The organism is Mycobacterium sp. C31M, from assembly GCF_053345865.1.
In genome coordinates, this window is the sequence record NZ_JBKFAX010000005.1 from 317,150 (window position 1) to 330,712 (window position 13,563).

Genomic DNA, 13,563 nt, shown 5'->3' on the forward strand with positions numbered 1-13,563 from the left:
CGATGATCGTCGTCATCGGGATCGGCGCGGACGGCATGGCGGGATTGTCACCCAACTCGGCAGCCGAACTTCGCAGCGCCACCGTCATTTTCGGCGGTCCGCGCCAACTCGAGCTGCTCGACGCGAGTATCAGCGGGGAACGCAGACAGTGGCCCTCGCCGCTGCTGGACGCACTGCCCACGCTGTTCGACGGCGAAGGGGACACGCATGTGCTGGCGTCGGGGGATCCGATGCTGCACGGTATCGGGTCCACCCTGGTCCGGGTGTTCGGCGCCGACCGGGTCCGGGTGCTTCCGCACGTCTCCTCGGTGACGCTGGCCTGTGCGCGGCTCGGCTGGCCGGTACAGGACACCGAGGTGATCAGCCTGGTCACCGCCGACCCGGCCACCGCCGTGCGCCGCGGCGGCCGCGCCGTGGTGCTGTGCCGCAACGGCAGCACCCCCGGCGCACTGGCCCGGTTGCTGACCGAGACCGGCCGCGGCGCCTCCGAGTTCACCGTGCTCGAGCAACTCGGCGGCCCGGGGGAGCGGGTCACCCGCACCACCGCAGCGGAATTCGAGACAGCGGTCGACGATCTCAATGTGGTCGCCGTGCACTACCTGCCCGAAGAGCGCCGGGCCCACGCGCTGCCCGATGACGTGTTCAACCATGACGGACAGATCACCAAACAGAGCATCCGGGCGGTGACGTTGGCGGCGCTGGGCCCGCGGCCCGGCGAGCGGTTGTGGGATGTGGGTTCGGGCTCGGGCAGTGTGGCCATCGAGTGGTGCCGCAGCGTGTCTGGTTGTACGGCAGTGGCATTCGAACGTGACGCCGTACGGGGCGAACGGATCGCCGCCAATGCCGCGGCCTTCGGTGTACGGGTGGGGGTGCGCGGCGCGGCGCCGGCGGCTCTGGACGACGCCCCCGACCCCGACGTCGTCTTCATCGGCGGCGGCATCACCGAACCAGGCCTGCTCACCGCCTGTTTCGACCGACTGGCGCCCGGCGGTCGCCTGGTGGCCAATGTCGTCACCGCAGAGTCGGAATCCGTTCTGATCGAGGCATATTCACGACTAGGAGGCCAGTTGCACCGCTACCAGCACTACCAGGGTGAGCCGATCGGGGGTTTCACCGGTTTCCGGCCGGCCTATCCGGTGACCCAGTGGGTGGTGACCAAGCGGTGACGATCTACTTCATCGGCGCCGGACCCGGTGCCGCCGATCTGATCACGGTGCGCGGCCAACGACTGCTCAGCGCAAGCGCGGTGTGTCTGTACGCGGGTTCGATCATGCCCACCGACCTGTTGGAGTTCTGTGGCCCGGACACCCGGATCGTCGATACCGGGCCGCTGACGCTGGACCAGATCATCGACGAGCTCGTCGCGGCCGATGCCGCCGGTCACGATGTGGCCCGGCTGCATTCGGGGGATCCGTCGCTCTACAGCGCACTGGCCGAACAGTGCCGGCGCCTCGATGCGCTCGGCATCGCCTGGGAGGTGGTGCCCGGCGTGCCGGCCTTCGCCGCCGCCGCAGCCGCCTTGGGCCGTGAGCTGACGGTGCCGGGGGTTTCCCAGACCGTCACGCTCAGCCGGGTGGCGACGCTGTCGACGGCGATGCCGGCCGGCGAGGACCTGCGCTCGCTGTCTGCCCCGGGCGCCACCCTGGTGCTGCATCTGGCTGCCGCGCAGGCCGACACCATCGTCGCCGAGCTGACCGCCGGTGGTTGCACCGCCCAGACACCGTGCGCCGTGGTGGCCTATGCCAGCTGGCCGACCCAACAGGTGCTGCGCTGCGCGCTGGGCGATCTCGCCGAGTCACTGCGGACCGCCGGGATCACCAAGACCGCGGTCATCATCGTCGGGGATGTGCTTGCGGCCGAAGGTTTCACCGACAGCTACCTGTACTCGTCGGGTCGCCGCCGCGGGAGTCGGCACTAGTGCGTGTGCTGTTGCTCGGCGGTACCGCCGAGGCGCGGGCCCTGGCCGCCCGGCTGCACCCCGAGATCGCGGTGATCAGCTCGCTGGCCGGTCGGGTACCCGACCCGGCGTTGCCGGTGGGCGAGGTACGTATCGGCGGCTTCGGCGGGGCCGACGGGCTGGCGGCCTGGCTACGCGACAACAACATCGCCGCCGTCGTCGACGCGACCCACCCGTTTGCCGCCACCATCACCGGCAACGCCGCGCGGGCGGCCGCGGCGGTCGGGTTGCCGCATCTGGCGCTGGCGCGCCCCGCCTGGCCGCACGGCGACGCGATCGTCGTCAACTCCGATGTCGAGGCCGCGGCCGTGGTGACCCGCAGCGGCTATGCGCGGGTGTTCCTGACCACCGGTCGTTCCGGCACCGCCGCCTTCCGCGAGGTGGACGCATGGTTCCTGATCCGGGCGGTCACCGCTCCGGAGCCGCAGCTACTGCCTGCCCGGCACCAGTTGCTGCTTTCGCGTGGCCCCTACGATGTCGACGGTGAGCTGAAGCTGTTGCAGGAGTTCGCCATCGACGCGTTGGTCACCAAGAACAGCGGCGGATCCATGACCCACGCCAAGCTGGACGCCGCGGCAGAGGCCGGTGTCCCGGTCGTCATGGTGGACCGGCCCGCGTTGCCGGCCGGCGTACACACGGTGCCGACCGTCGATGCCGCAGTGGCCTGGCTGGACGCGCTGGGTCGCAGCACCGTCTAGATCAGCGCCAGCGAGTCCAGTTCCCGGATCGCCTGACACGACCGCCGCGCCATCGCCAGCATCATGTCGTCACCCCGATCGGTCGAGGTCGCGAAGGCAACCCCGAACACGATGATCAACGGTGCCTGCAACATGCCGAGACGGTAGTCGCGCCAGCAGGTTTCGACGTCATAGTCGGCCACACCCAGCGCCACCAGCCCGGCGTGATATTCCTCTACCAGGCCGCGTTCGGCGGCGGCCCGGATCTCCGGGTCCAGGCTGGTACCGGTGAAGTACGCCAGGTCCCGGGTGGGCAGTCCGACCCCGAGGGTCTGCCAGTCCACGACCGTGACGTCGGTCCGGTCCGGGTCGAAGAGCATGTTGTCGAGTCGATAATCACCGTGCAGCAGGGCGAACCGATCCGGCTCGGTCATCAACCATGGGGTCACCAGCGCCATAGCCGCCACCAGCGTCGCGCGATCGTCGGCGCTCATCCGGTCGCCGAGGCGCCCCAGCGTCGTCTCGGTGGCCATCTTGGCGACATCACCCATCCCCGAGGCCATCGCAGCGTCGGGCCGGGGCATGGCGATGCCAGGGAATGCGGTCAGCTTCGCGCTGCACCAACTCGGTGCGTGCAGACCGGCGAGTGCGCGCACGGCCAGCGAGGCCTCGGTGGCGCTGCAACCGGCGATCTGATCGCCCTGCTCGGCAGGTGCCATATCGGCGAGCAGCAGCACGAATTCCGCACCGTCCCCGCCGATCTCGCAGTGATAGCTGCGGGGGATGGGCACCCGCACCAGATCGGCGACCTGCGAGTAGAACGCGTGCTCGGAGCGATACCCGATGGCCACCCGGTCTCGGACGGTGTCGTCCTGCGACGGCAGCTTGATCGCAAAACTGCGCGGCAGGTCGGTGGCGGCGCCGTAGTCGACCGTCAGTCGATAGGTAGCGCCGGTCTGACCGGTGCCGATCGGCACGGTGGTCACGGCGGCGACCTCGGCACCGAGCACGCCGGTCAACCAATCCGCTGTCACGTCATCGGGAGTACGCGGGATCACGAGCGGACACTAAACCCGATACTGACGCGTGTCAACGATCGTCGACAGGCGTCAGCCAGGGTAGTTGCGCGGCGTGAACACCACGCCGCCGTGCACCTTGGTCTGCGAGGAACCGATGATCAGCAGGCAGCGCATATCCACCTCGGCCGGATCCAGATCGCCGAGGGTCACCACCCGCACGTTCTCGTTGGGCCCGGCCACGTCGCGCCCGATCACCACCGGGGTCTCCGGGGCGCGATGCGCCAGCAGCAGCGCCCGCATCGCGCCGACCTGCCAGGTCCTGGTCTTCGACGCCGGGTTGTAGACGGCGATGGCCAGATCCGCCGCAGCCGCCGCGCTGATCCGCTTGGCGATGATCTCCCACGGCTTGAGTCGGTCGGACAGCGAGATCACCGCATAGTCATGTCCGAGTGGTGCCCCCACCCGGCTGGCCACCGCCTGGGCCGCCGTCATCGCCGGGATCACCCGGACCGGCACATCCGGCCACGCCACGGCCTCCTCGAGCACCGCGGTGGCCATCGCGAACACCCCGGGATCACCGGAGGACACCACCACCACCGAACGTCCCTGGCGGGCGAGCTCGCAGGCCAGCCGTGCCCGCGCCGGCTCATCGGTGTTGTCGCTGGGGTGCCGGGTCTGCCCGGTGCGTACACCCACCCGGTCCAGGTAGGGGAAGTAGCCGATCAGATCGGTGGCGGCGGCCAACTCGCGGCGGGCCTGCGGGGTGATCCAGTCCAGATCGCCGGGGCCCAACCCGACCACCGCGATACTGCCCGCCGGGGCGAGCGAAGCGACGGGCGAACGACCGGGGCGCGGGGCGGCCGCCTCCCCGGGCAGCATGACCACCGAGAAGTAGGGCACCGAACCCTCGTCGACCTCGGCGGCCGGCAGCACCCGCTGGGCATCGGTGCTGGCGCGCTCCACATAGAACGCGCGGTCGAGCCGATGCGTTTCCGAAAGTGCTTGCCGCACTTCCGGGAACGACTTGCCCAGCTTCATGATCACCGCGGCGTCGGTGTCGGCGAGCCGACGGGTCAGCTCGGCGGCGGGCAGGGTGCCGGGCAGGATGGTCAGCACCTCGTCGCCCTGCACCAGCGGGGTCCCGGTGGCCGCCGACGCGGCACTCACGGAGGTCACGCCGGGCACGATGACGGCATCGAACCGTTCGGTCAGCCGGGTGTGCATGTGCATGTACGAGCTGTAGAACAGCGGATCACCCTCGGCCAGCAGCGCGACACTGCGCCCGGCGGTCAGGTGCTCGGCGATGCGCTCGGCGGACTCGGCGTAGAAATCCTCCATCGCACCGGCATAACCGCCGGGATGGTCGGTGGTCTCGGTGGTGACCGGGTAGACTAGATGCTCCTCGATCTGCCCGGCCCGCAGGTACGGCTCTGCGATGCGCCGCGCGATGCTGCGGCCGTGCCGGGCGCTGTGATAGGCCACCACATCGACCTCACCGATCACCCGGGCGGCCTTGACCGTCACCAGCTCCGGATCGCCGGGTCCCAGCCCGACGCCGTAGAGGGTGCCTGTGCTCATTCCTGCACACTCGCAATCGCGTTCACCGCGGCGGCGGCCATCGCACTACCACCGCGTCGGCCGGTCACCACCAGATAGGACATCCCGCGGGGACGGGCGATCAGCTCGTCCTTGGACTGCGCCGACCCGACGAATCCGACCGGGCCGCCGAGCACCGCGGCCGGCATGGGCGCGCCCTCGTCCAGCAGCTCGAGAAGCCGGAACAGCGCGGTCGGCGCGTTCCCGATGGCCAGCACCGCACCACCCAACCGGTCGGCCCAGATGTCCACCCCGGCCGCCGAGCGGGTGCTGCCCAACGTGGCGGCCACCTCGGCGGCACGCGGATCGGTCACCAGCGACACCACCTCGTTGTCCGCGGGCAGCCGACTGCGGGTGATACCGGCGGCGACCATCGAGGAATCGCACAGCACCGGGGCGCCGGCGGCGAGCGCGGCGGCGGCCCGGGTCACCACATCCGGTGTGTAGGCGACGTGGTCGGTGACGTCGACCTGTCCGCAGGTGTGGATGAGGCGGACGACGACCCGTGAGACATCGGCGGGAAAGCGGTCCAGATCCGCCTCGGCGCGGATGGTCGCGAACGATTCCCGGTAGATCTCCGCGGCGTCGCGGATGTATTCGAGCACCCGCATACCCTACGGGTGCCGGGGTCGGTAACCGTCCGCGGACGGCACCAGCACCTGGGCACCGGCGGGCGCACCGCAGCCCCGCTCGCACCCCGCGTAGTGCACGTGCCCGGCATCACCGGCATGGCCGTGCTCGACGGCACCGGCCGCATCGGCCCGGACATCGCCGCGCGACCGTTCACAACCCGGGCTGCCCGCACACGAGCTGATCGACAGCCAGGGTGAGTTCTCGTCGAACACCAGCCCCTGCGGGGCCAACACCCGCAGCGCGGTGTCGGCGACCCCCTCGGCCACATCGCACACCAGAATCGAGCGCCACGGCGTCACCACCAGGGGCGCCTCGATGGCTGCCAGGAACTCCGCGGTGCGGGCCTTCAGGACGCCCAGCGGGACGACGGCGGCCAGGGTCACGCGATGGTCGTCACCGGTCTGCGGGATCCAGCCCACCGGGCCCCGGGTGGTGTCGGTGACGACCAGCCGGCTCTCCGGCGGAACTTCCACGGCCAGACCATTCAGCAACGTCGGCGGATCATCGAGTTCAGCGATCCGCCAACGTGTTCCGCGGATCCGCTGAAAACGCGCGGCGATATCGACCAGGGTCGGCACGGCCTGCGCGGCCGACAGCCGCACACCGGTGTCGACCCCGCTCAGCAGCAGTGCCATCCCGGCTTCGGTGGCCTGCACTCCGATATCGGTGCGCAAACCTGATACGTCGCCGCGGCCGTCGTCGAGCGAGAACCAGAACCGGCCGGGCAGCTGGGCCAGCAGCGGATCATCCTGCAACGCCGCATCGAGGTCGCGTACCAGGTCGCGAACATCGGTGAGCCCGCCATTGCGCCCCGAGAGCGGCGAGGCCACGATGTTGCGGACCCGTTCGTGTTGCGGCGAGGGCAGCAGCCCGGCCGCGGCCACCGCATCGGCCACGCCGCTGGTGTCGGCGATACCCCGGATCTGCAGACTGCCACGAGATGTCAGTTCCAGCGCACCGTTACCCCGGTCGGCGGCCAGGTGGGCCAACGTCTCCAAAGCCTTGGCGGCGAGGAATCCGCCGGGCAGGCGCACCCGCACCAGCGCGCCATCGGCCGCCTGGTGGACCTGCAGGGCGCCGGGACAGGCGTCCTGATCACGGGTGCGACTCACATCCTCACCGTACTGCCCGAGGAGTCACATCCGCCCGCGCTGCACGCGGACGAACTCGGGTAGTGCGCTACGCAGTCACGAAACCGACGGTGCGCATAGCGTTTTCGACAGGCGGGTTCGGCGATCCGGGCCCGTGCAGGGTAGGAGGACGACATGTCCAGTTTGACACTTCACCGGATCTACGTGCCCCATGCGCCACATCTGGATCTGCACTGGGTGGCAACGGCAGTACAGGCGTTGCAGACGCGGGCTAAAGACCTGTTCGCCGTCGAGGCCAAACACGAATGCAAGCGCTACCGGTTCCTGGAGGATTCGCTGATGGCGCGTGAGATGCGACGCCTGTGAGCGCTCAACTCGCCAGCGGCACCGGGGTGATCACCGCCGAGTAGCGCGTCGCGTCACCGGCGATGACCCGGCTGGGCCGGCCGTGCACGTCCACCGGGATGTCACCGGCAAGGGTGACCCGGCTCAGCCGCCGGAACTGGTCGTCGTAATCGGACACCGCGTAGTGCTGGGTCGCCCGGTTGTCCCAGATGGCCAGGTCGCCTAGCTGCCAGTTCCACCGAACGGTGTTCTCCAGCTTGGTGATCCGCGTCTGCAGCAGGTGGAACAGGGCGGCCGATTCGGCGCTGCCCAGCCCGACGAAACGTTTGACGAAGTGACCGAGCAGCAGTACCCGCTCGCCGGTCTCCGGATGCACCCGGACCACCGGGTGTTCGGTCTCGAAGTACTCGGACTCGAATTCGGCGCGGTGTTCACTCACGGTATCGGCCAGTTGCTCATGGCGGCCGTCGTAGTCGGCGGCATAGTCGTAGGTGTTTGTGTGCACCGCCCACAGGTTCTCGGCAAGCACCCGCAGCGGTTCCGGTAGCTGGGTATAGGCGGTCTCGGTGTTGGCCCAGACCGTGGTGCCGCCGTAGTCGGGTAGCGCGACGGCCCGCAGCAGCGAGGCCTTCGGGATGCGGTCGACGAAGGTGACGTCGGTATGCCAGCTGTTGGCCTTGTCGTAGCGCGAGTCGATGGGCAGCACCCGCGCGCCGCGGGACAACACCGTGGGATGGGCCGCCGTGGTGGTGCCGAGCCGCTGCGCGAAGGCCAACTGTCCGTCGTCGTCCAGGTGATCCTGGTTACGGAAGAAGATCACCTTGTGGGTCAGCAGCGCATCGTTGATGGCCGTCACCGTCGACTCGTCGAGATCACCGGACAGGCGCACACCGTCGATACGGGCACCGATGAACGCACCGAGTTTCGCGACGGACAGGGGATTGCGAGGGCTCATGGCTCTATTGCGCCAGCGCCGGTGATGCGGTGTAAACGGTTTGACCACGCCAGATCGAAACCCCGAAAAGCCCAGCTCGAAAGCCCTCATTGTGAGATGCGCCACAGTCATGCTGGGGCTGTCTGCTCACGCACAGAATGCCTGCGCAGCGGCGGTCGGGGACTACCTTCGCAGACATCAACCGGTACCGCCGGTACCTAGAAGAAAGGAGGCGACCCAAATGGCCTCAATGATTGCGATCGGTTTGGGCGTCGCCCTCGTCGCCGCCGCCATTGCCACCCCGTATCGCGATTCCTGGTACGGACGCTGGAGCCGCTCCGACCGCTGACCGGCCGGCCACGCGGGGCGCGTGGTGAGGCAGGATTGAGCGGTGCCGACCGTGCTGCTGCTCTCGACATCCGATACCGACCTCATCACGGCCCGCGCCAGCGGCGCCGACTTCCGATGGGCCAATCCGTCGCGGCTTCTCGACGACGATCTCGCTCGTGAGCTCGCGGAACTGCTCACCGGTGTCGATATCGCCGTGATCCGCATCCTGGGCGGTTACCGCGCCTGGCAGGACGGGATCGACGCCGTCGTCGCCAGCGGCGTGCCCACCGTGGTGCTCTCCGGTGAGCAGGCACCCGACGCGGAGCTGATGCGGTACTCGACGGTGCCGGCGGGTGTCGCGCTGGAAGCACACGTGTACCTGGCCCAGGGCGGTACCGCCAATCTGCGCGGACTGCACGCCTTCCTCAGCGACACCGTGCTGATGACCGGCGAGGGTTTCGACCCGCCGGTGGCCATCCCCACCTGGGGTGTGCTGGAACGCACCGGGCACGGCACGCCGAATGCGCCGACCGTCGCGGTGCTCTACTACCGGGCCCAACACCTGGCGGGTAACACCGGCTACATCGAAGCACTGTGCGATGCCATCGACACCGCGGGCGGACGGGCGCTGCCGGTCTACTGCGCGTCGCTGCGCACCGCCGAACCCGAACTGCTGGAGCTGCTCGGCACCGCCGACACCCTGATCACCACCGTGCTCGCCGCCGGTGGCGCCACCCCGGCGACCGTGGCCGCCGGCGGTGACGACGACGGCTGGAATGTCGCCCACCTGGCGGCACTGGACGTGCCGATCCTGCAGGGTCTGTGCCTGACCAGCTCCCGCGCGAAATGGTCGGAGAACAACGACGGCCTGTCCCCGCTGGACGTCGCCACCCAGGTCGCCGTGCCCGAGTTCGACGGACGCGTCATCACGGTGCCGTTCTCGTTCAAGGAGATCGACGACGAGGGTCTGATCACCTACGCCGCCGACCCGGAGCGCTGCGCCCGGGTCGCCGGCCTTGCGGTGCGCCATGCCCGGCTGCGGCATGTCCCGGCCGCCGACAAGCGGGTCGCACTGGTGTTCTCGGCGTACCCGACCAAGCATGCCCGCATCGGCAACGCGGTGGGCCTGGACACCCCGGCCAGTGCGGTCGCCCTGCTGCGCGCACTGCGCGAGCACGGTGTCGATATCGGCGAGGTACCCGGGGTGGACGCCGGAGATGGTGATGCCCTGGTGCACGCCCTGATCGAACGCGGGGGACAGGACCCCGACTGGCTGACCGAGGAATCCTTGGCGCTCAACCCGATCCGGGTGCCGGCGGCAGACTACCGGGCCTGGTTCGCCACCCTGCCCACCGATTTCGCCGACGCCGTCGTAGCGCACTGGGGACCTCCCCCGGGGGAGCTGTTCGTCGACCGCAGCCAGAACACGGACGGCGAAATCGTCATCGCCGCCATGGCTTCCGGCAACACCGTGATCCTGGTGCAGCCGCCGCGCGGGTTCGGGGAGAACCCGGTGGCCATCTACCATGACCCCGATCTGCCGCCGAGCCACCACTATCTGGCCGCCTACCGCTGGGTGGACAACAGCTTTCCGGGCAGTTTCAACGCCGACGTGGTCATCCACCTGGGCAAGCACGGCAACCTGGAATGGCTGCCGGGCAAGACGCTGGGCATGAGCGCCGAATGTGGCACCGACGCGGCACTCGGCGACCTGCCGCTGATATACCCGTTCCTGGTCAACGATCCCGGTGAGGGCACCCAGGCCAAGCGCCGGGCGCACGCCACCCTGGTCGACCATCTGATCCCGCCGATGGCGCGCGCCGAAACCTACGGTGATATCGCCCGCCTGGAGCAGTTGCTCGACGAGCACTCCAACGTCTCGGCGCTGGACCCGTCGAAACTGCCCGCCGTCCGCCAGCAGATCTGGACGCTGATGCGCGCAGCCAAGATGGATCACGATCTGGGCCTGGAAGACCGCCCCGACGAGGATTCCTTCGATGACATGCTGCTGCACGTCGACGGCTGGCTGTGCGAGATCAAGGACGTGCAGATCCGCGACGGCCTGCACATCCTGGGGCTGGCACCCGACGGTGAATCCGAGCTCGACCTGGTGCTGGCGATCCTGCGGGCCCGCCAGCTCTTCGGCGGCGAGCAGACCGTGCCCGGGCTGCGCCAGGCACTCGGCCTGGCCGAGGACGGTGGCGATGACAAAGCTGCCGTCGACGCCGCCGAGGCCGCCGCCCGCGCCCTGGTGGCCGGGCTGCAGGAAAGCGGCTGGGACGCGAATGCAGTGCCCGGCCTGACCGATGACCCGGTTATCGCGCAGATCCTGACGTTCGCAGCCACCGAGGTGGTGCCGCGGCTGCGGGCCACCGCCGGCGAGATCGACGCGGTCCTGCGGGCCATCGACGGCCACTACATCCCTGCCGGACCGTCGGGCTCACCGCTGCGCGGACTGGTCAATGTGCTGCCCACCGGGCGCAATTTCTATTCGGTGGACCCCAAGGCGGTACCGTCCAAGCTGGCCTGGGAAACCGGTGTGGCGCTGGCCGATTCGCTGTTGGAGCGGTACCGCACCGAGAATGGCGAGTGGCCGAAGTCGGTGGGCCTGTCGGTGTGGGGGACCTCGGCCATGCGCACCGCCGGCGACGATATCGCCGAGGTGCTCGCCCTGCTGGGTGTGCGGCCGATCTGGGACGACGCGTCGCGACGGGTGATCGATCTGGAAGCCATCGGTCTCGACGAACTCGGCCGCCCGCGCATCGATGTGACGGTGCGCATCTCCGGATTCTTCCGGGACGCCTTCCCGCATGTGGTGACCATGCTCGACGATGCCGTCGCGTTGGTCGCCGGCCTCGACGAGAGCGCCGAGGACAACTACGTGCGCGCCCACTCGCTGGTCGACCTGGCCGAGCACGGTGACCAGCGCCGCAGCACCACAAGGATTTTCGGCTCCAAGCCGGGCACCTACGGGGCGGGTCTACTGCAGCTGATCGACAGCCGCAACTGGCGTGACGATGCCGACCTGGCGCAGGTCTACACTGCCTGGGGTGGCTTCGCCTACGGCCGCGGACTGGACGGGGCACCGGCCTCCGACGATATGAACCGGGCGTACCGGCGGATCGTGGTGGCGGCCAAGAACACCGACACCCGCGAGCACGATATCGCCGACTCCGACGACTACTTCCAGTATCACGGCGGCATGATCGCCACCGTCCGAGCGCTCACCGGTAAGGACCCGGCCGCCTATATCGGTGACAACACCCGTCCCGACGCGGTGCGCACCCGCACCCTGAGCGAGGAGACCACCCGGGTGTTCCGGGCCCGGGTGGTGAATCCGCGCTGGATCAACGCGATGCGCAGGCACGGCTACAAGGGCGCGTTCGAGATGGCGGCCACCGTCGACTACCTGTTCGGTTACGACGCCACCGCACACGTCATGTCGGACTGGATGTACGAGCAGCTCAGCCAGACCTACGTGCTCGACGCCGAGAACCGCAAGTTCATGGAGGAGTCGAACCCGTGGGCGCTGCACGGGATGGCCGAACGGCTGCTGGAGGCGGCCGGCCGCGGCATGTGGGCCCAACCCGATGCGGCCACCCTGGACGGCCTCAAGCAGGTGCTGCTGGAGACCGAGGGTGAGCTGGAGGGCTGACGTGACCGGGCGCGACGGCCCATGACACTAGGATTCACGGCATGGCTCTCACCTTCGCCGATGTCGCCAAGGCCGACTACATCCTGCTGACCACGTTCACCAAGGACGGGCGGCCCAAGCCGACCGCGGTGTGGGCGGTACCGGAGGCCGACCGGCTGCTGGTACTGACCCAGGCGAAGGCCTGGAAGGTCAAGCGGATCCGCAACACCCCCCGGGTCACGGTCGCGGTCTGCGACCGGCGCGGCAATCCCAAGAGCGAGGCCGTCGAGGCCCGGGCCGCCCTCCTCGACGAGGATGCGCTGCGCCGCACCTACGACGGTATCGGCAAGCGGTACGGCCTGTTCGGCAAGCTGTTCAACCTGTTCTCCAAGCTGCGCGGTGGGATGCAGAACAACCTCGCGCTGGAGCTGCGCGCGGCCGCCTGAGATGACCGGAAGCCATCCCGCCGGATCGCCGAAAGCCGTCCGCCACAAGGACATCGGCCGGCTGCTGCTGCGCTGCCCGGACCACAGCGGCATCATCGCCGCGGTCACGACCTTCCTCACCGAGGCCGGTGCCAACATCATCGCGCTGGATCAACATTCCACCCAGCCCGAGGACGGAACCTTCCTGCAGCGCACGGTGTTCCACCTGCCGGGCCTGGCCGCCGCCGGTCCGGAACTGGAGAGCGAGTTCGCGACCCGCATCGCGCCGGCGTTCGATATCGACTTCCGGTTCACCGACGCCGCCAAGCCGAAACGGGTGGCCATCCTGGCCTCGACCGCCGACCACTGCCTGCTCGATCTGCTGTGGCGCAACCGCCGCGGTGAGTTGGACATGACGGTGGCGATGGTGATCGCCAACCATCCCGACCTGGCCGAACAGGTGCGGCCGTTCGGGGTGCCGTTTGTGCACATCCCGGCCACCCGGGACACCCGCGCGGCGGCCGAGGCCCGTCAGCTGGAACTGCTGCGCGGCAATGTCGACCTGGTGGTGCTGGCCCGGTACATGCAGATCGTCACCCCAGAATTCCTGGACGCGGTCGGCTGCCCGCTGATCAACATCCATCACTCCTTCCTGCCCGCCTTCATCGGCGCCAACACCTACCGGCGAGCCAAGGAACGCGGTGTGAAACTGGTCGGCGCCACGGCGCACTACGTCACCGAGAACCTGGACGAGGGCCCGATCATCGAGCAGGACGTGGTGCGCGTCGACCACACGCACACCGTCGAGGACCTGGTACGCCTCGGCGCCGACGTGGAGCGGGCGGTGCTCTCGCGGGCGGTGCTGTGGCACTGCCAGGACCGGATCGTCCGCCACGCCAATGAGACGGTCATCTTCTGACAT

Annotated in this window: 12 protein-coding genes; 7 read left to right on the plus strand and 5 right to left on the minus strand. The window is 69.1% G+C overall.

Annotation, left to right across the window (positions count from 1 at the left end):
* The first annotated feature begins 2 nt into the window (after positions 1-2).
* Genes cbiE through ACLBYA_RS10615 form a run of 3 tightly spaced genes read left to right on the plus strand, consistent with a single transcriptional unit; the run spans position 3 to position 2,655 of the window.
* Positions 3-1,166 (plus strand): precorrin-6y C5,15-methyltransferase (decarboxylating) subunit CbiE, encoded by a 1,164-nt coding sequence (gene cbiE, locus ACLBYA_RS10605; RefSeq protein ID WP_447709350.1) that lies wholly within the window; start codon positions 3-5, stop codon positions 1,164-1,166.
* Positions 1,163-1,918, plus strand: coding sequence for a precorrin-4 C(11)-methyltransferase (cobM, locus tag ACLBYA_RS10610; RefSeq protein ID WP_447709351.1), 756 nt, complete (start codon positions 1,163-1,165; stop codon positions 1,916-1,918). The genes cbiE and cobM overlap by 4 nt, the downstream gene beginning before the upstream one ends.
* On the plus strand, positions 1,918-2,655 hold the full coding sequence (locus tag ACLBYA_RS10615; protein WP_447709352.1) for a cobalt-precorrin-6A reductase: 738 nt from the start codon (positions 1,918-1,920) through the stop codon (positions 2,653-2,655). The genes cobM and ACLBYA_RS10615 overlap by 1 nt, the downstream gene beginning before the upstream one ends.
* Here ACLBYA_RS10615 and ACLBYA_RS10620 read toward each other — a convergent pair.
* The 4 genes from ACLBYA_RS10620 to cobG are packed head-to-tail and all read right to left on the minus strand — an operon-like array spanning position 2,652 to position 6,994.
* Positions 2,652-3,692: a phosphotransferase family protein gene (locus ACLBYA_RS10620; RefSeq protein WP_447709353.1), complete on the minus strand. Its 1,041-nt coding sequence runs from the start codon at positions 3,690-3,692 to the stop codon at positions 2,652-2,654. The two genes, ACLBYA_RS10615 and ACLBYA_RS10620, sit on opposite strands and share 4 nt — an antisense overlap.
* 51 nt (positions 3,693-3,743) lie before the next feature.
* Positions 3,744-5,231, minus strand: a complete 1,488-nt coding sequence (locus tag ACLBYA_RS10625; RefSeq protein ID WP_447709354.1) for a precorrin-2 C(20)-methyltransferase — start codon at positions 5,229-5,231, stop codon at positions 3,744-3,746.
* The gene (locus tag ACLBYA_RS10630; RefSeq protein ID WP_447709355.1) at positions 5,228-5,854 is read right to left on the minus strand and encodes a precorrin-8X methylmutase; all 627 of its coding nucleotides are present in this window, start codon (positions 5,852-5,854) and stop codon (positions 5,228-5,230) included. Before ACLBYA_RS10630 ends, ACLBYA_RS10625 begins: the two co-directional genes overlap by 4 nt.
* 9 nt (positions 5,855-5,863) lie before the next feature.
* Entirely contained in the window at positions 5,864-6,994 is a 1,131-nt protein-coding gene (cobG, locus tag ACLBYA_RS10635; protein WP_447709356.1) for a precorrin-3B synthase, read from the minus strand.
* Between the two features lie 153 nt (positions 6,995-7,147).
* Between cobG and ACLBYA_RS10640 the strand changes: the two genes are divergently transcribed.
* Positions 7,148-7,339 carry a hypothetical protein gene (locus tag ACLBYA_RS10640; RefSeq protein WP_447709357.1) on the plus strand — a complete coding sequence of 64 codons (192 nt, stop codon included), beginning with the start codon at positions 7,148-7,150 and terminating at the stop codon, positions 7,337-7,339.
* A gap of 4 nt (positions 7,340-7,343) precedes the next feature.
* On the opposite strand, the gene ACLBYA_RS10645 is transcribed toward ACLBYA_RS10640, so the two are convergent.
* Complete coding sequence (locus ACLBYA_RS10645; protein WP_447709358.1) at positions 7,344-8,273, minus strand: TauD/TfdA dioxygenase family protein; 930 nt, start codon at positions 8,271-8,273, stop codon at positions 7,344-7,346.
* A gap of 370 nt (positions 8,274-8,643) precedes the next feature.
* On the opposite strand from ACLBYA_RS10645, the gene cobN reads away from it, so the two are divergent.
* The 3 genes from cobN to purU are packed head-to-tail and all read left to right on the plus strand — an operon-like array spanning position 8,644 to position 13,560.
* On the plus strand, positions 8,644-12,237 hold the full coding sequence (cobN, locus tag ACLBYA_RS10650) for a cobaltochelatase subunit CobN (RefSeq protein WP_447709359.1): 3,594 nt from the start codon (positions 8,644-8,646) through the stop codon (positions 12,235-12,237).
* A 41-nt stretch (positions 12,238-12,278) separates the two neighbouring features.
* The gene (locus ACLBYA_RS10655) at positions 12,279-12,662 is read left to right on the plus strand and encodes a PPOX class F420-dependent oxidoreductase (RefSeq protein WP_447709360.1); all 384 of its coding nucleotides are present in this window, start codon (positions 12,279-12,281) and stop codon (positions 12,660-12,662) included.
* Between the two features lies 1 nt (position 12,663).
* Complete coding sequence (gene purU, locus ACLBYA_RS10660; protein WP_447709361.1) at positions 12,664-13,560, plus strand: formyltetrahydrofolate deformylase; 897 nt, start codon at positions 12,664-12,666, stop codon at positions 13,558-13,560.
* Positions 13,561-13,563 lie beyond the last annotated feature (3 nt).

Coding starts and splice junctions, on each gene's coding strand:
- ACLBYA_RS10655 (WP_447709360.1), top strand. CDS start 12,279: ATGGCTCTCACCTTCGCCGATGTCGCCAAGGCCGACTACATCCTGCTG.
- ACLBYA_RS10640 (WP_447709357.1), top strand. CDS start 7,148: ATGTCCAGTTTGACACTTCACCGGATCTACGTGCCCCATGCGCCACAT.
- purU (WP_447709361.1), top strand. CDS start 12,664: ATGACCGGAAGCCATCCCGCCGGATCGCCGAAAGCCGTCCGCCACAAG.
- cbiE (WP_447709350.1), top strand. CDS start 3: ATGATCGTCGTCATCGGGATCGGCGCGGACGGCATGGCGGGATTGTCA.
- ACLBYA_RS10625 (WP_447709354.1), bottom strand. CDS start 5,231: ATGAGCACAGGCACCCTCTACGGCGTCGGGCTGGGACCCGGCGATCCG.
- ACLBYA_RS10645 (WP_447709358.1), bottom strand. CDS start 8,273: ATGAGCCCTCGCAATCCCCTGTCCGTCGCGAAACTCGGTGCGTTCATC.